The organism is Streptomyces sp. WP-1 (assembly GCF_030450125.1).
Classification (GTDB): Bacteria; Actinomycetota; Actinomycetes; order Streptomycetales; family Streptomycetaceae; genus Streptomyces; species Streptomyces incarnatus.
In genome coordinates, this window is the sequence record NZ_CP123923.1 from 4,904,606 (window position 1) to 4,924,346 (window position 19,741).

General features: G+C 72.8%; 16 protein-coding genes, 1 other RNA gene and 1 pseudogene. 12 read left to right on the forward strand and 6 right to left on the reverse strand.

Features of this window, described 5'->3' with window-relative positions; genetic code table 11:
- Positions 1–6: 6 nt before the first annotated feature.
- A complete protein-coding gene (locus QHG49_RS21530) occupies positions 7–261 on the forward strand; it encodes a GNAT family N-acetyltransferase (RefSeq protein WP_301490803.1) in 255 nt (84 codons plus the stop codon).
- A 56-nt stretch (positions 262–317) separates the two neighbouring features.
- Here QHG49_RS21530 and QHG49_RS21535 read toward each other — a convergent pair whose 3' ends face one another.
- From QHG49_RS21535 to QHG49_RS21550, 4 genes are all read right to left on the reverse strand, one after another.
- On the reverse strand, positions 318–1,223 hold the full coding sequence (locus QHG49_RS21535; RefSeq protein WP_159701850.1) for a carbohydrate ABC transporter permease: 906 nt from the start codon (positions 1,221–1,223) through the stop codon (positions 318–320).
- A complete protein-coding gene (locus tag QHG49_RS21540) occupies positions 1,220–2,563 on the reverse strand; it encodes a carbohydrate ABC transporter permease (protein WP_301490804.1) in 1,344 nt (447 codons plus the stop codon). Before QHG49_RS21540 ends, QHG49_RS21535 begins: the two co-directional genes overlap by 4 nt.
- Before the next feature lie 7 nt (positions 2,564–2,570).
- Entirely contained in the window at positions 2,571–3,947 is a 1,377-nt protein-coding gene (locus QHG49_RS21545) for an ABC transporter substrate-binding protein (protein ID WP_159701846.1), read from the reverse strand.
- 218 nt (positions 3,948–4,165) lie between these two features.
- Positions 4,166–7,438, reverse strand: a complete 3,273-nt coding sequence (locus tag QHG49_RS21550) for an FHA domain-containing protein (RefSeq protein WP_301490806.1) — start codon at positions 7,436–7,438, stop codon at positions 4,166–4,168.
- A gap of 414 nt (positions 7,439–7,852) precedes the next feature.
- Here QHG49_RS21550 and QHG49_RS21555 point away from each other — a divergent pair, with 414 nt between their 5' ends.
- The 4 genes from QHG49_RS21555 (at position 7,853) to QHG49_RS21570 (ending at position 13,370) form a co-directional block, all read left to right on the forward strand.
- A complete protein-coding gene (locus tag QHG49_RS21555; protein ID WP_301490808.1) occupies positions 7,853–9,568 on the forward strand; it encodes a serine/threonine-protein kinase in 1,716 nt (571 codons plus the stop codon).
- A gap of 112 nt (positions 9,569–9,680) precedes the next feature.
- Positions 9,681–10,913 carry a serine/threonine-protein kinase gene (locus QHG49_RS21560; protein ID WP_159701842.1) on the forward strand — a complete coding sequence of 411 codons (1,233 nt, stop codon included), beginning with the start codon at positions 9,681–9,683 and terminating at the stop codon, positions 10,911–10,913.
- Positions 10,914–11,081: 168 nt separating this feature from the next.
- Positions 11,082–12,188 carry a peptide chain release factor 2 gene (gene prfB, locus QHG49_RS21565; protein ID WP_145485246.1) on the forward strand — a complete coding sequence of 369 codons (1,107 nt, stop codon included), beginning with the start codon at positions 11,082–11,084 and terminating at the stop codon, positions 12,186–12,188.
- Positions 12,189–12,494: 306 nt separating this feature from the next.
- On the forward strand, positions 12,495–13,370 hold the full coding sequence (locus QHG49_RS21570; RefSeq protein ID WP_301490811.1) for a hypothetical protein: 876 nt from the start codon (positions 12,495–12,497) through the stop codon (positions 13,368–13,370).
- A gap of 101 nt (positions 13,371–13,471) precedes the next feature.
- Here the strand turns inward: QHG49_RS21570 and QHG49_RS21575 are convergent, their stop codons facing one another.
- Positions 13,472–13,663, reverse strand: coding sequence for a hypothetical protein (locus QHG49_RS21575; RefSeq protein ID WP_145485248.1), 192 nt, complete (start codon positions 13,661–13,663; stop codon positions 13,472–13,474).
- Positions 13,664–13,947: 284 nt separating this feature from the next.
- Between QHG49_RS21575 and ftsE the strand changes: the two genes are divergently transcribed.
- The 6 genes and pseudogenes from ftsE to QHG49_RS34145 all read left to right on the forward strand — a co-directional run.
- Positions 13,948–14,637 carry a cell division ATP-binding protein FtsE gene (gene ftsE / locus QHG49_RS21580; protein WP_037651391.1) on the forward strand — a complete coding sequence of 230 codons (690 nt, stop codon included), beginning with the start codon at positions 13,948–13,950 and terminating at the stop codon, positions 14,635–14,637.
- A 43-nt stretch (positions 14,638–14,680) separates the two neighbouring features.
- Positions 14,681–15,598, forward strand: a complete 918-nt coding sequence (gene ftsX, locus QHG49_RS21585; protein WP_145485249.1) for a permease-like cell division protein FtsX — start codon at positions 14,681–14,683, stop codon at positions 15,596–15,598.
- 67 nt (positions 15,599–15,665) lie between these two features.
- Entirely contained in the window at positions 15,666–16,832 is a 1,167-nt protein-coding gene (locus QHG49_RS21590) for a S41 family peptidase (protein ID WP_186337814.1), read from the forward strand.
- A 58-nt stretch (positions 16,833–16,890) separates the two neighbouring features.
- On the forward strand, positions 16,891–17,433 hold the full coding sequence (gene smpB, locus QHG49_RS21595; protein ID WP_159708225.1) for an SsrA-binding protein SmpB: 543 nt from the start codon (positions 16,891–16,893) through the stop codon (positions 17,431–17,433).
- A 92-nt stretch (positions 17,434–17,525) separates the two neighbouring features.
- Positions 17,526–17,894: a transfer-messenger RNA gene (gene ssrA / locus QHG49_RS21600) on the forward strand.
- Positions 17,895–17,996: 102 nt separating this feature from the next.
- Positions 17,997–18,125, forward strand: a pseudogene (locus QHG49_RS34145) (ankyrin repeat domain-containing protein); the annotation flags it as partial.
- Between the two features lie 43 nt (positions 18,126–18,168).
- Here the strand turns inward: QHG49_RS34145 and QHG49_RS21610 are convergent.
- Complete coding sequence (locus QHG49_RS21610; protein ID WP_301490812.1) at positions 18,169–18,993, reverse strand: class I SAM-dependent methyltransferase; 825 nt, start codon at positions 18,991–18,993, stop codon at positions 18,169–18,171.
- 184 nt (positions 18,994–19,177) lie between these two features.
- On the opposite strand from QHG49_RS21610, the gene QHG49_RS21615 reads away from it, so the two are divergent.
- Positions 19,178–19,741 (forward strand): ABATE domain-containing protein, encoded by a 564-nt coding sequence (locus QHG49_RS21615; protein WP_159701835.1) that lies wholly within the window; start codon positions 19,178–19,180, stop codon positions 19,739–19,741.

The window sequence follows — 19,741 nt, forward strand, 5'->3', positions numbered from 1 at the left end:
GAGGGCATGGCCCACCAGATCCGGGGCGACAACATCCGCTTCACCGTCTACGACCTCACCGGCGAGGTACCGGTCCCCGCCGGAATCGCCACCCTGCTGCCCGACTCCGCCGTTCACGCCTACGAGAAGGCCGGCTTCCGCGCCGCCGGAAGGCTCCGCCAGGCGGGGTACTGGCTCGGCCAGGTCTGTGACGAGCTGATCATGGACGCGCTCGCCGCCGAGTTCGCCGGTCCCTCCGTGATCGTCCCGTTGGAGTCGTAGACGGCCCCGGCCCCCGCGAACGGGGCACCAGGGCCGCCGGCCACGTCCGCCAGGGCCTACTTCACCGCCCCCGCCATCACCCCCGACACGAACTGCCGCTGGAACGCGAAGAAGACGGCCAACGGGATCACCATGGAGATGAACGCGCCGGGTGCCAGGACGTCGATGTTGTTGCCGAACTGCCGTACCTGGGTCTGGAGGGCGACCGTGATCGGCTGGGTGCCGGACTTGGTGAAGACCAGGGCGACCAGCATGTCGTTCCACACCCACAGGAACTGGAAGATGCCGAGGCTCGCGATGGCCGGGCCGCCCAGGGGCAGCACCACGCGGGCGAACAGGCGCAGTTCGCCGGCGCCGTCCAGGCGGGCCGCCTCCAGCAGTTCGCGGGGGATCTCGGCGAAGAAGTTCCGCAGCAGGAACACCGCGAACGGCAGTCCGAAGCCGGTGTGGAACAGGACCACGCCGAGGATCGTCCCGAACAGGCCGATCTTGCCGAAGAGTTCGGCGATCGGGATCAGCGCCACCTGCACCGGCACCACCAGCAGGCTGACCACGGCGAGGAACCACCAGTCCCGGCCCGGGAACTCCATCCAGGCGAACGCGTATCCGGCGAGGGAGCCGATGACCACGACCAGGACGGTCGCCGGGACCGTGATCAGGACCGTGTTCAGCAGGGAGTGGGTGATGTCGCCGTTCTCCAGCAGCTTCTGGTAGCTGGCGAAGGTCAGCTGGGAGGGCTTGGTGAACACCGTCCACCAGCCGCTCGCGCTCATGTCGTCGGGGGAGCGGAGGGAGGAGATCAGCAGGCCGATGGTCGGTATCAGCCAGAAGAGGCCGACGAGGACGAGGAGGACGCGGACCAGGGGGCCGCCCAGGCCGCGAGTGATCCGGGCGCCGAGCGAGGGCCGGGCCGCTGCGGCGGGCGGGGTCGCCCCCCGGGTGCCGGTGGCGAGTGCCGTCATCGTCGTACCTCCCGCCGAAGCCGTCGGATGTTGAACAGCATCACCGGGATCACCAGCACCAGCAGGAACACGGCGATCGCGCTCGCCACGCCCGGCTGGCCCTCCGCGAAGCCCCTGCGGTACAGCTCCAGGGCGAGCACGTTCGCGTCGTCCTGGGAGGAGCCGGGGGCGATGATGTAGACGAGGTCGAAGACCTTGAGCACGTTGATCATCAAGGTGACGGCGACGACCGCGAGGACGGGCGCGAGCAGCGGCACGGTGATCCTGCGGAACACCTGCCACTCGTTGGCGCCGTCCACCCGCGCGGCCTCCAGCAGCTCCCGGGGCATGCCCGCGAGCCCGGCCGCGATCAGCACCATCGCGAAGCCCGCCCACATCCAGACGTACGCGCCGATGATCGCCGGGGTGACCAGCGAGGGGCCGAGCCACTCCACGCCGTTGTACGGCTCCCGGAAGTTGCCCGCGGGCAGCCGGAGCCGGGCGCCGTCGGCCGCCGCGGGCAGCGTGAAGGTGCCGTCCGCCGCCGCCTTCGTGGACGCCACGACCCTGCCGTCCTTCACCGCCTCGATCCGCATCCCCGGATAGCCCAGCTCGCCCGGGTCGGGCGCGCCGAGCCGGCCGACGCCCTTGCCGCGGGTGAAGTCCTGCCAGGTGGTGCCGGTGACCTTGCCCGGCTCGGCCGTCGCGGCCGTCGCCTTCTTCGCGTCGCCGGGCATCTTGTCCGGGGCGACCCCGACGAGCGGCAGGGTGACCGGCTGCCCGGCGTGCACGGCGGCCCTGGTGACGAAGCCGCCGCCCTGCGGGACGAGCGGCGACTCGCGGCCCGGGTGGGCCATCGGGAACGCCGAGGACCGCGCGAACGTGTCGTGCACCGACACCCACGCGGCGTTGGCGACGCCCTTGTCCGGGTCCTGGTCGTACACCAGCCGGAAGATGATCCCGGCCGCGAGCATCGAGATAGCCATCGGCATGAAGACGACCAGCTTGAACGCCGTTCCCCAGCGCACCCGTTCGGTCAGCACCGCGAAGATCAGCCCGAGCGCGGTGGAGACGGCGGGCGCGAACACCACCCAGATGACGTTGTTCTTGAGGGCGGTGAGGATGCCGTCGTCCGTGAAGACCGTCCTGTAGTTGTCGAATCCGGCGAACCCGTGCCCGGAGTTCGTGCCGAAGCTGCGGACGACCGAGTACCCGATCGGGTAGACCACGAGCGCGCCCAGCAGCACCAGGGCGGGCAGCAGGAACAGCACTGCCACGGTCCTGCGGGTGCCGGTCACGCTCTTGCGCGCGCGGGGTGCGGCGGGACCCGGTGGGGCCCCGGCCGCCGCTGCCGAAGCCATCGCCGGCTCAGCTCCCGTTCCCGTACGCGGCCGCCGCGTCCTTCTCCAGCGCGGCCTGGGCGCCCGCGACATCGCCCGGGTTCTTCAGGAAGTCCTGGAGATCCTTCCACTCGCCCTTGCCGGGGGTGCCGCCGAACGCCTGCGGGGCCTGGTCGGACATGTCGAAGCGGAAGTCGTCGCCGGACGCGATCAGCGACTTGGCGATCTTCTGCTGGACGCTGTTCGGGTACGCCGAGACGGGCACGTTCTTGTTCGGCGAGAGGTAGCCGCCCAGCTTCGCCTGGATGGTGGCCGCGTCCGGGGAGGCGAGGAAGGTCATCAGGGCCTGCGCCGCCTTGGAGTCCTTCAGGACGACCGCCGCGTCGCCGCCGGAGACCACGGGCGCGGTGGAGCCGACCGCCGGGAACGGGAACACCTTGGCGTCCGTGCCCACCTTCGCCTTGGTCTCACCGATGTTGACCTGCACGAAGTCGCCCTCGTAGATCATCGCGGCCTTCGGCTGGTCGCCGCCGGTGAAGGTCTGGGTGACCGAGTTCGGGAACTCGGTCTGGAGGGCGCCGTCCTGCCCGCCCGCCAGGTAGTCCTTCTTGCCCCAGATCTGCGCCAGCGTCTCCAGCGCCTGCTTCACGGAGGGATCGGTCCACTTGATCTTGTGCTGGGCCAGCTGGTCGTACTTCTCGGGGCCGGCCTGCGAGAGGTAGACGTTCTCGAACCAGTCCGTCAGCGGCCAGCCGTCCGCGCCCGGCACGGAGAAGGGCGTGACCCCGGAGTCGTAGACGGCCTGCGCGGTCGTCAGCAGGTCCTTCCACGTCGTGGGCTCCTTGGCGCCCGCGTTCTCGAAGACCTTGGCGTTGTACCAGATGAGCGACTTGTTGGCGGCCTTGTAGTAGACGCCGTACTCCTTGCCGTTCACCTTGCCGATGTCCTGCCAGCCCGGCGAGTAGTTCTTCCGCACCTCCTTGAGCGCGTCCGGTCCGACCGGCTTGGCCCAGCCCTTGTCCACGGCCTGCTTGATGGCGCCGGGCTGCGGCAGCAGCGCGATGTCCGGCGGCTGCCCACCCGCGATCTTGGAGCCGAGGAAGTTGATGATCGGGTCCTGCGCGGGCACGAAGGTGACCTTCGCGCCGGTCCGCTTCTCGAACTCCGCCAGCACCTTCTTGAAGTTCGTCTGCTCCTGCCCGGTCCACACGGCCGCGATCTCCAGATGCGCGCCGTCCAGCCGGGGCAGCGACACCGAGCCGCCGGCGGACGGCGAACTCCCCTTGTCCTTCCGGCCGTCGCCGCCCCCGCCGGAGCACGCGCCGAGCACGAGGCCCCCCGCGAGCAACGCGGCGACCGCGCCGGCGGCCCGGCCGGTCCGGATGGTGCTGCTCCTGCTGTGCATCACTTCCCCGTTCGTCGTTCTCCGTCGCGCACCGGGAACGTCCGGGCGCCGGGAACGTCCGTGCACCGTGAACGCCGGAACGCTGTCCGTGCGCTCCGGTGTACGCGGGCCGTGGGGGCGGGGCAAGAGCGCCTGCGTCCGGGAAGGGGTGATCGTGACCGGGTCGTGATCAGAGGCGTATGCGCCGTGATCCAGGCCGAGTTGGGACTCGCCCGCGTCTACAGCAGCGAGGGCACCTGGGCGGCCGCGACCTGGCGGGCGGCGCGTTCCACGGCACTGGCCAGCAGGGCCAGGTCGGTGGGGCCGTTGCCGAGTTCGCGGACGGGGCGGCGGGTGGGCGGGTCGCCCATGCGGTGCCAGTCCAGCGGGACGACCGTGGGGCGCTGGGTCGCGGTGCGCGGGATACGGCCGGTGACCCGGCCCGCCTGGAACTCCACCGCGGGGGCGCCCGAGCGGTTCAACTCGCCTCGTCCTGGGGCCGGTTCGTCGGGCCCCTGCTGGGGTGCCGCGAGCCGGACGCGCAGGGTCGCCCGGCGGGCCGGTTCGCTGTCCGCCGTACGGCCGTCCGTGCCGGCCGCCGCCACCAGGTGCACGCCGAGCCGCTCGCCCTCCCGGGCCACCGCCTCCAGGGCCCGGGTCACCGAACCGGCGGCGGGCCGGCCCGGGGCGCCGAGCGCGGGGGAGACCAGCGCGTCCAGGTCGTCGACGACCACCACGAGCCGGGGCAACGGCGGTACCGCCTCGGCGCGTTGGCGTGCCGCCGCGCCCGGCCGCAGCCGCAGCGTGGAGCTGGGCGGCGTCTCGATGTCGCCCGCGCCGGGCGGGGTGCGCTGCGCGACGACGCGGCCCGGCAGCGCCCGCCCCGCGTGCCACTGCGCGAAGTCGGTGCGGCCCAGCAGCTCCGCGCGCCGCTTCAGCTCCGCGCCGAGCGACTGCGCGAACTCCCGCATGCGCACAGGGTCGTTGGCGATCAGGTGGGTCGTCACATGGGGTATCTCCACGCAGACCCGCAGGCCCTCGTTGCGCCCGGTGCCGGTGCCCACGCCGTCCCGGCCGTCGATGAGCACCAGGCCGAGCCGGTCCGGCCGCTCGGCCGCGGCCAGCGAGGCCACCACGGCCCGCAGCAGCTCGGTACGGCCGCTGCCCGCCGGGCCCTCGATCAGCAGATGCGGGCCGTCGGCCACCAGATCCGCGGTGACCGGGCCGTGCGGTCCGGCGCCGAGCACGGCACGCGCCCGGCCGCCCAGCGCCTCCGGATCGTCGGCCGCGTCCGCCCAGCGGGCCATCAGCGAGGCCGGGGTGGCCCGGGCCAGGCCCAGCTCGTCCAGCAGCCGCGCCGACTGCGGCAGCGGCGCCGCCACCCGCGCGTGCCCGGCACCGGCCGGTCCGTCCGGCCGCAGCGGCGCCAGCGCCCGCGCGAACCGCTCCGCCCACGCCGAAGACACCGCGTCCACGGTCGCGAGCACCCCGGGCGTCACCGGCCCGCCCGGCGCGACCCGCATCAGCTGGAGGGTGCCGGCCACATCGCCGCTGAGCAGGGCCACGGCCCCGCAGTGCCGCAGCGTCGGGGTCACCGTGCACGCGGTGTCGTAGGTACGGGCCACCGGGGAGGACGCCGTGGACGCGGAGACCTCCGCCAGACACAGCACATGCACCCCGGCCCGGGGGCCCACCGCGGCGAGCCGGGCCAGGGCCTCCTGGAGTCCGGTCCCGCCGGGGTCGCCGTCCACCACGACCACCGTGTACGGGCCCGGGAAGCCGGTGCCGCCCAGGTCGGCCTCGTCCTTGGCCCAGGAGGGGCGGCGGGGACTCCGGGGCGGCGCGCCGAAGGCGGGGGAGAGGGAGCCGGGGACCGGGCCGCCGAGGGGACCGGCGGGCGCGGCGGGTGTGCCGGGGGCCTGGCTCTGGTGGGGGATCAGCGGGGCGTCGTACGGCCGCGGGTACGACCGCGCCCCGGCACCCCCCGTGCTCTGCGCCGGGATCGCATGGGGCCGGGCGGTCCCCGCGCCGCGCGCCGTGAGGTCGTCCACCCGGCGCAGCAGCTCCTCCGCGCGGGCGGCGGCCTGTTCGCGGTCGTAGGCCAGCAGCAGGCGGCAGTCCTGGCCGTGGTTCGGACGGACGTGCGGCAGCCAGCCCAGCCAGGACCACTCGGCCGCGCGCTCCGCCACCGGCCGGGAGCCGTCCGCGCTGATCAGCACGATCTCCAGCAGATCGGGGGAGTGCAGCGCGGCGAGCTGCGCCAGCACCGCGCGGGCCAGCCCGGACAGCCGGGGCCGGGGACCGGCGAGGCCCAGCGCGCCCGCCTCCCGCAGCGCGGCGGTCACCGGTACGGCGGGCAGCAGGCCCGAGCCGTCCGGTGCGCTCCGGTCGGCGGTGCCGAGCCGTACGGCCAGCGCCTCCGGGTGGCCGGGGCCGCGCTCCCACAGCCGGGGCCCGGGGCCGAGCGCGGTGAGCAGCAGCGCGGCGGGATCCGGCCAGGTGTCGGGCCGCTGCGGGACCCCGGCGTCCGGGGCGCCACCGGCCGGGAGCGCCTCGCCGTACGACGGCGCGCCGTCCGCCGGCTGCTCCCCGCGCCCGCCGGCCAGCCGCCGGGCCCAGGCACCGAGCCCGCCCCGCCGCCGGACGCTCTGCGCCCCGCCGCCGACCCCGAACCGGCCCGCGTGGGTGTCGCCGTCGCGTCCGGCGGGCAGTCCTTCGTCCGCGGTTCCCCAGGAGGCGGAGCCGTAGGCGTGCCCGGTGTCCGCTCCTGACGGCGGCGGTGCGTCGGCGGGACCGGTCCATGGCCCGCCGGGCGGGGCAGGGGGGAACCCGGCGTCCGGCGCGTCCGCGCCGGGTCCGACGCGCAGGCAGCCCTCGCCGTCCGCGACCACCGGCACCCGCACCCGCGGGCCCCCGGGCGCGACCCGCAGCGCCGACTCCCCGATCCGCAGCAGGCCCCCGGCGGGCACCCGCACCGCCCGCTCCCCGATCCGCGTGCCGTCCAGCGTCGTACCGTTCGTGGAACCCAGGTCCGCCACGGACACCCGGCCGTCCGCGCCCACCGTCACCGCGCAGTGCAGCCGCGACACATCGGGATCGTCCAGCGGCACATCCGCGTCCGCCGAGCGCCCGACCGTGATCCGGCCGCCGTGCAGCAGGTGCACCCCGCCCGCGTCCGGGCCCGCCACCACATGCAGCTGCGTGGGCGCGTCGTCCAGCTCGGGGTGCGGTTCGGCGGCCAGGGGCGCGCCGAGGGCCAGTACGGCGCCGTCCACCAGCGGCGGCTCCCCGAGCACGGCGCGGCGCGGATCGAGCCGCTCGGCACCGGCGTACAGCACGACCGCCGCGCCCCCGGTGTCGCGGCCCGCGCCCTCCCCGGTGACCGCCCCGGCCAGCGCGGACGCGACCGCGGCGAGGTCGGTGCCCGCGGGCGCCGTGACCAGCACGTCGCGGCTCGTGCCCCGCTGCGGGGGCGGGCCCGGCGGGTCTACGACGGTCAGCCGGATCTGCATCGGCGTCAGCGGTCCCTTCTGCGCGGGTCTGCGCGGGCGCGGACTACCCCCCACCCCACACGAGCACGTCGGCCAGTACTCGGAGCATCCTCGCACCTGCCGCCGACGCCGTGCCCGCCACCCGGTGCGAAGTGATCTTGATTGGTCGGCTCTGACCCCAAAAGTGCCTGACATGGACCACGACGGCGATCAGTTGAGATCGGTCACGTCCCCTCCGATGGCCGCTTCCGTCGGCCTTGTGGCCGGTTGCGTCGGCTTCCGTCGGCTTCGGGCAACCACGGACGAAAGACACGCGTCTTTCCATCGAGCCCGCCCGGGAACGCTCACGTGGCGTCCCGCCCGGCCCCACTACAGTGGTGCGGAACATCCGGAATGCAGGCAAGCAGCATCAGCAAGCAGCAGGGAGCGCGTGACGTGCGGCCAGTCGGCAGCAAGTACCTGCTTGAGGAGCCGCTCGGACGCGGCGCCACAGGCACCGTCTGGCGTGCCCGCCAGCGCGAGACCGCGGGCGCCGAGGCGGCCGTCGCAGGCCAGCCGGGCGAAACGGTCGCGATCAAGGTCCTGAAGGAAGAGCTGGCGAGCGACCCGGACATCGTGATGCGCTTCCTGCGGGAGCGCTCCGTACTGCTCCGGCTCACCCACCCGAACATCGTCCGGGTCCGCGACCTGGTCGTGGAGGGCGAGCTGCTGGCGCTGGTCATGGACCTGGTCGACGGCCCCGACCTGCACCGCTACCTGCGCGAGAACGGCCCCCTGACGCCGGTCGCCGCCGCCCTGCTGACCGCGCAGGTCGCCGACGCGCTCGCCGCGAGCCACCGCGACGGCGTCGTCCACCGCGACCTGAAGCCCGCCAACGTGCTGCTGCGGCAGCGGGACGGCGAGATGCACCCGATGCTGACCGACTTCGGCATCGCCCGCCTCGCCGACTCCCCGGGCCTGACCCGCACCCAGGAGTTCGTCGGCACGCCCGCGTACGTCGCCCCGGAGTCCGCCGAGGGCCGCCCGCAGACCTCCGCCGTCGATGTGTACGGCGCCGGCATCCTGCTGTACGAGCTGGTCACCGGCCGTCCGCCGTTCTCCGGCGCCACCTCGCTCGAGGTGCTGCACCAGCACCTGAGCGCCGAGGCGCGCCGGCCCTCCACCGTGCCGGACCCGCTGTGGACGGTGATCGAGCGCTGCCTGCGCAAGAACCCCCTGGAGCGGCCCAGCGCCGAGAACCTCGCGCGCGCCCTGCGGGTCGTCGCCGAGGGCATCGGGGTGCACGCGAACTCCGCCCAGATCGCGGCGGCCGAGGGCGTCGGCGCGCTGCTCGCCCCCGACCCGGCCCCGACCTCGGTACCGGGCGAGCCGGGCACGGCCGGCGCGGCGGACCCCACGCAGGTGCTGCCGACGGGCGCCCCGCAGGGCTCGTACGACCCGAACGGCGCCACCAGCGTCCTGCCGCACACCGCCGGACCCGCCGGTGCCGCGGACCCCACCGCCGTGCTGCCGCACACCGGCGCGGCCGACCCGACGGCGGTGCTGCCGAACACCGGACCGCAGGGATCCGGGCCGCAGGGCCCCGGGCCCGAGCAGCCGCACCCCTGGCAGAACCAGCTGCGGGCCGCCCGGGACCGCAATGAGCAGACGCAGATCCAGTACCTCTCCCCGGAGGACGACCCGCTGCACCACCGGCCCCAGCGGCAGGTGGCCCGCCCGCAGCAACAGCCCCGGCAGGCGCCGCAGCCGCGCCCGCAGCAGCCGCAGCAGCGCGGACGGCAGGGGCAGGGTCAGCAGGGGCAGGGCCGGCAGGGATATCAGCAGGGGTACGGCTACGCACCCCAGCAGCCTCAGCAGCACCAGCCGCAGCGCCAGCCCCAGCAGTACGCCCCGCCGCAGCAGCCGCAGCGGCCCGCGCGGGAGCCCAGGGCGCCGCGGCAGCGCAGCGCCAACCCGATGAAGATCCCCGGCCTCGGCTGTCTGAAGGGCTGCCTGTTCACCATCGTCATCCTGGTGGTGGCGAGCTGGCTGATCTGGGAGCTGACCCCGCTGCACACCTGGGTCGGCCAGGGCCGCGGCTACTGGCACGAACTGTCCCACTGGGCCGGCCAGGTGAGCGGCTGGGTGAAGGACCTGGGCGGCAGCAACTGATCCGTGAGGTAGTGGATTTGTCGACATCTGGCGGGTGATTTCCGCCGCCGCGGTGAAGGTTGGCTCGCCGGACGCGTAGTTTTAACGACAACACGCGTCTGTAGGAGCAGTCTTGGCACGGAAGATCGGCAGCCGGTACACCGCGAACCAGATCCTGGGGCGGGGCAGCGCCGGCACGGTGTGGCTGGGCGAGGGGCCCGAGGGTCCCGTCGCGATCAAGCTGCTGCGGGAGGACCTCGCCTCGGACCAGGAGCTGGTCGGGCGCTTCGTCCAGGAGCGCACGGCGCTGCTCGGGCTGGAGCACCCGCACATCGTCACCGTGCGCGACCTCGTGGTCGACGGCAATGACCTGGCCCTGGTGATGGACCTGGTGCGCGGCACCGATCTGCGCACCCGCCTGGAGCGGGAACGCAGGCTGGCGCCCGAGGCCGCGGTGGCGATCGTCGCCGATGTCGCGGACGCGCTGGCCGCGGCGCACGCGGCGGGGATCGTGCACCGGGACGTCAAGCCGGAGAACGTGCTGCTCGACATGCAGGGCCCGCTCGGCCCCGGCGGGGCGCATCCGGCGCTGCTGACCGACTTCGGGGTCGCCAAGCTGATCGACGCGCCGCGGCGGACGCGCGCCACGAAGATCATCGGTACGCCGGACTATCTGGCCCCGGAGATCGTCGAGGGGCTGCCCCCGCGGGCCTCCGTGGACATCTACGCGCTGGCCACGGTGCTGTACGAGCTGCTGGCGGGCTTCACGCCGTTCGGCGGCGGCCACCCGGGCGCGGTGCTGCGCCGCCATGTCACCGAGACGGTGGTCCCCCTCCCCGGTATCCCCGAGGAGCTGTGGCAGCTGCTCGTGCAGTGCCTCGCCAAGGCGCCCGCGTCCCGGCTGCGGGCGTCCGAGCTGGCGGCGCGGCTGCGGGAGCAGCTGCCGACGCTGGCCGGGCTGCCGCCGCTGGACGTGGACGAGCCGGACCTCTCGGAGGAGGCGGCCGAGGAGGAACCGGCGGCGCCCGCGGCCCCGGCGGGGGGTGCGCCGGTACGACGACGGGGCGCGGTCTCCCTCGTCCAGGGCGCCCGGCCCGACTCCAACCGCGACACGCACACGTCGATGCGGGTGCCCGCGCCCGACGAGCTGGCCGGCGGCGCGCACGGCACGGCCCGGGCACCGCGTCCGGCGGGGGCCCCTCGGCCGGGCTCGGCGAAACACCGCGCGGCGGTGCGCAGGCGGCGGATCACGGTGGGGGTGGCCGGGGTGGGGGTGGCCGTGCTGGTGTCGGTCGGCGCGTGGTGGGCGACGTCGGACTCCCCGGCCGACTCCCCGCGCCCGGCATCGACATCGTCCGCCCCCTGACCCCCTTTCCCCCCACCCACCCGCATCGGTCGGCTGGAAAGCCCGGCACCCCCTCGCCGCTTCTCAGACGCCCACCCAGCAGCCCGCCGAGCCCGACGGGCGCGCGGACCAGACCCGGGCGCAAGCAGCGCGGCGGAGGTCGCTTGCCACAGCCGTTACGCTTGAACCGTGGCAGTCGTCGATGTTTCCGAAGAGCTGAAGTCCCTCTCCTCGACCATGGAGTCGATCGAGGCCGTCCTGGACCTCGACAAGCTGAGGGCAGATATCGCCGCGCTTGAGGAGCAGGCGGCGGTCCCGTCCCTGTGGGACAACCCGGACGAGGCGCAGAAGATCACCAGCAAGCTCTCCCACCTCCAGGCCGAGGTCAGGAAGGCGGAGGCGCTGCGCGGTCGCATCGACGACCTCTCGGTCCTCTTCGAGATGGCCGAGGAGGAGGACGACCCGGACACCCGCGCCGAGGCCGAGTCCGAGCTGGCCGCCGTACGCAAGGCGCTGGACGAGATGGAGGTCCGTACCCTCCTGTCCGGCGAGTACGACTCCCGTGAGGCTCTGGTCAACATCCGCGCCGAGGCCGGCGGTGTCGACGCCGCCGACTTCGCCGAGAAGCTCCAGCGCATGTACCTGCGCTGGGCCGAGCAGCGCGGCTACAAGACGGAACTCATCGAGACGTCGTACGCCGAAGAGGCCGGCATCAAGTCGACCACCTTCTCCGTGCAGGCGCCGTACGCCTACGGCACCCTCTCCGTCGAGCAGGGCACCCACCGGCTGGTGCGCATCTCGCCCTTCGACAACCAGGGCCGCCGCCAGACGTCCTTCGCCGGTGTCGAGGTGCTGCCCGTGGTCGAGCAGTCCGACCACGTCGAGATCGACGAGTCCGAGCTGCGCATCGACGTCTACCGCTCCTCCGGTCCCGGCGGCCAGGGCGTCAACACGACCGACTCCGCGGTCCGCATCACCCACCTGCCCACCGGCATCGTGGTCTCCTGCCAGAACGAGCGGTCGCAGATCCAGAACCGCGCCACCGCGATGAACGTCCTCCAGGCCAAGCTGCTGGAGCGCCGCCGCCAGGAGGAGCAGGCCAGGATGGACGCCCTGAAGGGCGACGGCGGCAACTCCTGGGGCAACCAGATGCGTTCGTACGTGCTGCACCCGTACCAGATGGTCAAGGACCTGCGCACCGAGCACGAGGTCGGCAACCCCGAGGCCGTGTTCAACGGTGAGATCGACGGTTTCCTGGAAGCCGGAATCCGCTGGCGCAAGCAGCAGGAGAAGTAACTTTGTCGACATGACAACTGCCGCCCGAGTGGCGGCAGTTGTTGTTTTGCCCGGCTTTTACATCACAGTCACACACTCCGAATACCCCTGAAAGCCCTCCCCTTCGGGCAAAGCGGCCAGAACGCTCTTGACGTTGCTTTGAAAAATCGGAAGGGTGAGCGCGGCATGCGTGTATCTGGGGTGCATGTGAACCGGGGGTGCCGAATCGCTCGGCCTTGATTCGGGCTTCGTCAGCCGCTTCCGTCGATCACGGCCAGCCCCACCGCGCGGCCTCACTGACGAACAGCTACTGGGGGTAGCAACCATATGACGAAGAAGACGCGGATCCGGGTCGCGCGGATAGCCGCGGGCGCCGTGATCGCGGCCGGTGCGTCCCTGACCGCCGCCGGTGCGGCCTCCGCCCTGGACCTCGACGTCCACGCGGGCCCGATCAACCTCGGTGTGAAGGCCGACGGCTGCGACCCTGTCGGAGTCTGCGACACGACCGGCGGGGACGACACCACCACCTCCACGGGTGGCGACGACACCACGACCACCGGTGGTGACGACACCACGACGACCACGGGTGGCGACGACAGCACCACGTCCACCGGTGGCGACGACACCACGACGACCACGGGCGGTGACGACACCACCACGTCCACGGGTGGCGACGACAGCACCACGTCCACCGGTGGCGACGACACCACGACCTCCACGGGCGGTGACGACACCACCACGTCCACCGGCGGGGACGACACCACCACCGGTGGCGACCAGACCACCGGCGGCACCCCGACCACCGGCGGCGACACCACCGGCGGGCACCAGACCACCGGCGGCGGCGACACCACGGGCGGCCACCAGACCACCGGCGGCAACGGCAACTCCGGCGGCAACGGCACCGGCGGTGGCACCGGCGGCGGCGGTCACCACGGCGGCGGCACCGGCGGCGGTTCCGGCACCGGTGGCGACAGCCCCCAGGGCGGCGGCAACGACAACGTCTCCCAGGAGGAGGGCTCCTCGGCCCTCACCGACACCGGCTCGGACAACCCGCAGCCGCAGACCGGTGGCAAGCAGCTCGCCGAGACCGGTGCCGGGCAGACCACGTTCCTGGTCATCGGCGCCGCGACGATGATCGCCGGCGGCATCGGCTTCCGCGTCCTGCCGCGCCTGGCGGGCCGTGGCGGCGCGGCCGCCTGACGGCAGCCGTCCGCACACCCGGCGTACGCCACAGGGCCCGGAGCTTCCCGCTCCGGGCCCTGACGGGTTTCTGGGGCTTTTCTCGGCCGCTTCTTACCTGGTCAGACGGTCTGGTGGGCCAGCAGCGCCACCGCGGCGATCAGCACCGCCAGCAGCGCGATCAGCGCCATCGGATTGATCCCGCCCAGGAAGCCTTCCTGCTGAAGACGCTCGCGGTTGGCACGGCACACCGGGCACCGGCCCTCGCTCACGGGCGCCGCGCAGTTCGCGCACACCAACCGGTCGTACGTCATGCGCTCGCCCTCCTCGCACCGGCCGTATCACTTCGTACAACGCGCACAGGAACGCGAACGTTCCCCTCCCACTGTGCCAGTTTCCGCCGCGCCGTGCGCGGGGCCCGTGCCGCGGCGCCCGGAAAGGCCGTCACCGCGCCCGTCTCCGCGCCCGTCTCCGCGCCCGGACCGGCGACCGGTGCAAAAGCGTACAAGTCTTGCCCAACCTCAGCCTGCGCCTGCGCTTGCGCACCCGGTTCGCGTATGGTCACGCTCATCTACCCCCGGCGACCCGTGGTGCATCCGTGATCCGATTCGACAATGTCTCCAAGGTCTACCCCAAGCAGACCCGTCCCGCACTCAGGGATGTCTCCCTGGAAGTGGAAAAGGGCGAGTTCGTCTTCCTCGTGGGGTCCTCCGGCTCCGGAAAGTCCACCTTCCTGCGGCTGGTCCTCCGTGAGGAGCGGTGCAGCCACGGCCAGGTGCACGTGCTGGGCAAGGACCTCGCCCGCCTCTCCAACTGGAAGGTGCCGCAGATGCGCCGCCAGCTGGGGACCGTCTTCCAGGACTTCCGCCTGCTGCCCAACAAGACGGTCGCGGAGAACGTGGCCTTCGCGCAGGAGGTGATCGGCAAGTCCCGCGGTGAGATCCGCAAGTCCGTGCCCCAGGTGCTCGACCTCGTCGGCCTCGGCGGCAAGGAGGACCGGATGCCCGGCGAGCTGTCCGGCGGTGAGCAGCAGCGGGTGGCCATCGCGCGCGCGTTCGTCAACCGGCCCAAGCTGCTGATCGCCGACGAGCCCACCGGCAACCTCGACCCGCAGACCTCCGTCGGCATCATGAAGCTGCTCGACCGGATCAACCGGACGGGCACCACCGTCATCATGGCGACGCACGACCAGAACATCGTGGACCAGATGCGCAAGCGCGTCATCGAGCTGGAGAAGGGCCGCCTCGTCCGCGACCAGACCCGCGGCGTCTACGGCTACCAGCACTGACCGCGCGCCCCAGTTCGTCCACGGAAAGGCACAACCCGACGCCATGCGCCCCCAGTTCGTCCTGTCGGAGATCGGTGTCGGTCTCCGCCGCAATCTGACGATGACCTTCGCGGTCATCGTCTCCGTCGCCCTGTCCCTGGCCCTCTTCGGCGGCTCCCTGCTGATGAGCGACCAGGTGAGCACCATGAAGGGCTACTGGTACGACAAGGTCAACGTCTCGATCTTCCTGTGCAACAAGCACGACGCCGAGCAGGACGTGCACTGCGCCAAGGGCGCGGTCACCGAGGACCAGAAGAAGCAGATCCTCTCCGACCTGCAGAAGATGCCGATCGTCGAGAAGGTGTCGTACGAGTCGCAGGACCAGGCGTACAAGCACTACAAGGAGCAGTTCGGCAACTCCCCGCTGGCCGGCTCGCTGACGCCGGACCAGATGCAGGAGTCGTACCGGATCAAGCTCAAGGACCCGCAGAAGTACCAGGTGGTCGCGACCGCGTTCAACGGGCGCGACGGCGTGCAGTCGGTGCAGGACCAGAAGGGCATCCTGGACAACCTCTTCCAGCTGCTCAACCTGATGAACCGGGGCGCGCTCGGCGTGATGGCGCTCATGCTGTTCGTGGCGCTGCTGCTGATCGTCAACACCGTGCGCGTGTCGGCGTTCAGCCGTCGGCGTGAGACCGGGATCATGCGCCTGGTCGGCGCCTCCGGCTTCTACATCCAGGCGCCGTTCATCGCCGAGGCCGCGGTCGCCGGGCTCATCGGCGGCGGACTCGCCTGCGTCTTCCTGGTGGTCGGCCGGTACTTCACCATCGACCACGGCATGGATCTGTCCCACAAGCTGACGCTGATCAACTTCGTCGGCTGGGACTCGGTGCTGACCAAGCTGCCGCTGATCCTCGCGACCAGTGTGCTGATGCCGTCCCTGGCCGCGTTCTTCGCGTTGCGCAAGTACCTGAAGGTGTGACGCAAACCAAGGCGGTGGGCGGGGCAACGGGCCGTGACGGCGGGCCCGTTGTCCTAGACTCACCGCCATGTCCGGCCGAGACCCGCTCTGTCCGCCTCACCGCGCCCGCCAAGGGGCCGCGCTGACCTTGGTCTTCGCCGGAGTCCTCGTCGCCGGAGCGGTCACCGGGGCCTTTCCGGACCCCGGTCATCCGGCCCGCCGTACGACGACGGTGCCCGTGGGCGCCGCACGCGACGAGGGCGTACGGGAGGCCGCCGCCCGCGCGATGGCCGACGGCACGTCCCCGATGGAGGCCGCCGAGCGGGCCGTCAGCCGCAGCGGCGACCGCTGGGGCGCCGTCTACTCCGAGGGCGAGTACCAGGAGTTCCAGGACTCCCTCGACGGCCGCTACACCGGCGTGGGCCTGTCCGCGGCGCGGGAACAGGACGGCCGTATCGAGGTCACCGAAGTGCGGCCCGGCTCGCCCGCCGCCGCGGCCGGCATCCGCACCGGCGACCGGCTGCGCAGCGTGGACGGCGCCCGCGCCGACGGCCTCCCGGTCACCGAGGTGGTCGCCCGGCTGCGCGGCGACGCCGACGACGCGCCCGCCGGTACGACCGTCACGCTCGGCCTCCAGCGCGGCACCCGCGCCTGGTCCGAGACGCTGCGCCGGGCGACGCTGACCACCGACTCGGTGAGCGTCCGCCGGCTGTCGGTGCGGACCACCCTGATCAGGATCGCCGCCTTCACCAAGGGCACCGGCGCCCAGGTCCGCGAGGCGCTGCGGGCCGCCCCGGCCGGCGACGGCATCGTCCTGGACCTGCGCGGCAACTCCGGGGGCCTGGTCACCGAGGCCGTGGCCACCGCCTCCGCCTTCCTGGACGGCGGCCTGGTCGCCACCTACGACGTCGACGGTGCCCAGCGCGCCCTGCACGCCACGCCCGGCGGGGACACCACCCGTCCCCTGGTCGCCCTGGTCGACGGCGGCACCATGAGCGCGGCCGAGCTGCTCACCGGCGCCCTCCAGGACCGGGGCCGGGCGGTCGTGATCGGCTCGCGCACCTTCGGCAAGGGCTCCATCCAGATGCCGACGAGCCTCCCGGACGGCGCGGTGGCCGAGCTGACCGTGGGCCACTACCGCACCCCGTCCGGGCACGCGGTCGACGGCCGGGGCATCACCCCCGACCTGGAGGCCGGGGACGGCGTCCTGCGACGCGCCGAGACCGTGCTCACCGGCCTGGGCGACGCCGATTAAAGGCCTGGCCGCGAGCCCCCCTCGTAGTGCGAAAATGGACGGCACTATGAGCAAGGGAATGTACGTACCCAAGGAGTCCCAGCCCAAGCAGGGCGGCGGGGCGGGCAAGGCCAGGGACGGCGAGAAGGGCGGCCAGCGCAAGATCGTCGCCCAGAACAAGAAGGCCCGGCACGACTACGCGATCATCGACACCTACGAGGCCGGCATCGTGCTCACCGGCACCGAGGTCAAGTCGCTGCGCGAGGGCCGGACCTCGCTGACCGACGGCTTCGTCCAGATCGACCGGGGCGAGGCGTGGCTGCACAACGCCCACATCCCGGAGTACCACCAGGGCAGCTGGACCAACCACTCCGCGCGCCGCAAGCGCAAGCTGCTGCTGCACCGCGAGGAGATCGACAAGCTGGAGTCCAAGGCCCAGGAGACCGGGCACACCATCGTGCCGCTCGCCCTGTACTTCCGGGACGGCCGCGCGAAGGCCGAGATCGCGCTCGCCCGGGGCAAGAAGGAGTACGACAAGCGGCAGACCCTGCGGGAGAAGCAGGACCGGCGCGAGTCGGACCGCGCCATCGCGGCGGCGAAGCGCAGGCAGCGCGGCGTGTAGGGCGGGAATACGGTGGCACGGAGCCGCGTTGTTCCCGTACGATGGCGGCAGCATCGGACGTGAGCCCGGTGCGCACCTTGAAAAAACAACATGGGGATGATCGGTTTCGACAGCGGCTGTCGAAGCAGGGGAAGCGTGTCGAGGAAGCGGCCATGATCTCGTAAACCACAGGCCGAAACCAATAATCGCCAACACCAAGCGCGATTCCTTCGCCCTCGCTGCCTAAGTAGCGACTTGCGAAGTGTCAGCCCGGGGCTGTTCCCGACCCGGATCCTGGCATCAGCTAGGGGACTAAACCTTGATCCCGGTCACGGGGTGAAGAGGGAAATCAAACAGTGACTGAGCCCGTCGGCGACTTGTTCGCGTGATCGCCGGGGCTGAGAAAATCACAGCGAACTGCGCACGGAGAAGCCCTGATTCCGCACCGTTGGACGCGGGTTCGATTCCCGCCATCTCCACGAACTCCCTCCGGGGAGTGACCCCATGTGGGCAAAGGCCCCGTCGCTTCACGCGGCGGGGCCTTTGTCATGCGCCGATATCACCGGCTCAGCCGTGCCGGCCGTGGCCACACAGGGACGGTGCGCGCGCTGCCGCACCTCCGCGAGGACCACGGCACGGGCCGTACGCCCCTCGAACGAACCCTGCCCGGCCCGCGCCCCGGGACCGCCGACCGCCTCACCGCCGCGGGCGCGGTGCGAGCCGGGCCGGCGGTGTGCGTCAGGCGGGCGGTGTGCGTCAGGCCGGCCGGGCGAGCCGTGCCGAGGCCAGGTGCACCGTGAACCCGCAGGGCACGAAGCCCTCCGGCGTGACCAGGTCCGCGACATCGGCGAGGAAGTCCTGACGGAGCCGGGCGACGGCCCGCTCCGCCATCGGCGCGAGATCGTAGAGCCCGGACAGGGACTCCCACACCTGCTCCAGGGTCCCGCCGAGGTCGATGGGCACGGTCTCCCACTCGACACCGCCGAACCCCACCGGCCGAAGAACCTCATCGAGCCCCTCCCGGCTGCGCGTCCGCCCGTCCCCCAACGCGGGGATCCGCGCGGGACTCTCCCCGCCCGCGCGCCGCAGCAGCCCGACGAACCGCTCGTACGCCTCCTCGCCGACGGCTCCGCCGCCCACCACGCACGCGAGCACCCCGCCCGGTACGAGCACCCGGGCCACCTCGGCGGCGACCTGCTCGATCTCGCCCATGAGCATCAGCGCGAGATGGGAGACGCAGGCATCGAAACTCCCGTCGGCGAAGGGCAGTTCCTGGGCCCGCCCGGTGTGCAGGCGTGCCGTGGAGAGCGCCGGCCGTTGCCGCGCGAGCGCCAGCGACTCGGGTGAGAGGTCCACCCCGGCGAGCTGCCTGCCGCCGTCCCGGGCGAGCAGTTCGAGCAACAGCCCGTCCCCGCACCCGAGATCGAGCACTCGCCGGTGCCCGGCGACCCGGTCGCGCAGCAGCTCGTAACTGGACCGCCCGTCCGGCCCCCGCCCCCGCCCGAACGCCTCGGCGGTCACGGCGGGCCGCCCGGCGTGGAAGGACCGGAGGAACTCCTCTTGCACGGCGCTGTTCGTCATCCCCCGAACCTACGACTTCCCGCACCGCCCCGGGCCCCGGTGCGGCGGAAGCCGTTGAACGGGCCCGGTGCCCCCGCCGGTCGACCTGTCCCGGTGCGGGGGGTTCCGGGGACACGTCCGGGCGGGCACTGTGGGAGGGAGGCGGTCTGTACGACTCCCCGTATGCCTAGGCGGTGACAGGCGCATGGCGCTGCGGTTCGATGCCGGACGGGTTTGTCTGGATCTGCTGGCGACCGGCCATCCAGGTGAACGGCTCGACTCCGTCCGGGCGTTGTGCGGCTGGATCGAGGAGGCCGGGCTGGTGCCGGCGGGTACCGGGCTCGGGCACGCCGACGAGACCTGGGTCGTGCGGTTCAGGGAAGTGCGGGAGGACATAGCCCAGTTGGTGCGGCGCGGCGGCGGACCGGTGGCGTACGGGAGGGCGCTCGGGCGGGTCAACGAGGTGGCCCGGGAGACACCGCCCGCGCCCTGTGCCGTACGGCGTGGCGACGGACTGCTGGTGCGGGAGCTGGTCGCGCCGCCCGGGTCCGCCGCCCTGCTCGCGCTCCTCGCCCGGGACGCCGTGGAGCTGCTCACCGACCCCGTCGCGCGGGCCGCGCTTCGCGAGTGCGAGGGGGACAACTGCCCGCTCCTGTACCTCGACACCTCCCGGGGCCGCCGCCGGCGCTGGTGCTCCAGCGAGGTCTGCGGCAACCGGGAGCGGGTGGCCCGCCACCGGCGCCGGGCGGCCGCCCTCACCCGCGCGTGA

Coding starts and splice junctions, on each gene's coding strand:
- QHG49_RS21610 (WP_301490812.1), bottom strand. CDS start 18,993: ATGACGAACAGCGCCGTGCAAGAGGAGTTCCTCCGGTCCTTCCACGCC.
- smpB (WP_159708225.1), top strand. CDS start 16,891: ATGTACGTACCCAAGGAGTCCCAGCCCAAGCAGGGCGGCGGGGCGGGC.
- QHG49_RS21615 (WP_159701835.1), top strand. CDS start 19,178: ATGGCGCTGCGGTTCGATGCCGGACGGGTTTGTCTGGATCTGCTGGCG.
- ftsX (WP_145485249.1), top strand. CDS start 14,681: ATGCGCCCCCAGTTCGTCCTGTCGGAGATCGGTGTCGGTCTCCGCCGC.
- QHG49_RS21575 (WP_145485248.1), bottom strand. CDS start 13,663: ATGACGTACGACCGGTTGGTGTGCGCGAACTGCGCGGCGCCCGTGAGC.
- QHG49_RS21590 (WP_186337814.1), top strand. CDS start 15,666: ATGTCCGGCCGAGACCCGCTCTGTCCGCCTCACCGCGCCCGCCAAGGG.
- QHG49_RS21530 (WP_301490803.1), top strand. CDS start 7: ATGGCCCACCAGATCCGGGGCGACAACATCCGCTTCACCGTCTACGAC.
- QHG49_RS21550 (WP_301490806.1), bottom strand. CDS start 7,438: ATGCAGATCCGGCTGACCGTCGTAGACCCGCCGGGCCCGCCCCCGCAG.
- QHG49_RS21535 (WP_159701850.1), bottom strand. CDS start 1,223: ATGACGGCACTCGCCACCGGCACCCGGGGGGCGACCCCGCCCGCCGCA.
- QHG49_RS21545 (WP_159701846.1), bottom strand. CDS start 3,947: ATGCACAGCAGGAGCAGCACCATCCGGACCGGCCGGGCCGCCGGCGCG.
- QHG49_RS21540 (WP_301490804.1), bottom strand. CDS start 2,563: ATGGCTTCGGCAGCGGCGGCCGGGGCCCCACCGGGTCCCGCCGCACCC.
- QHG49_RS21570 (WP_301490811.1), top strand. CDS start 12,495: ATGACGAAGAAGACGCGGATCCGGGTCGCGCGGATAGCCGCGGGCGCC.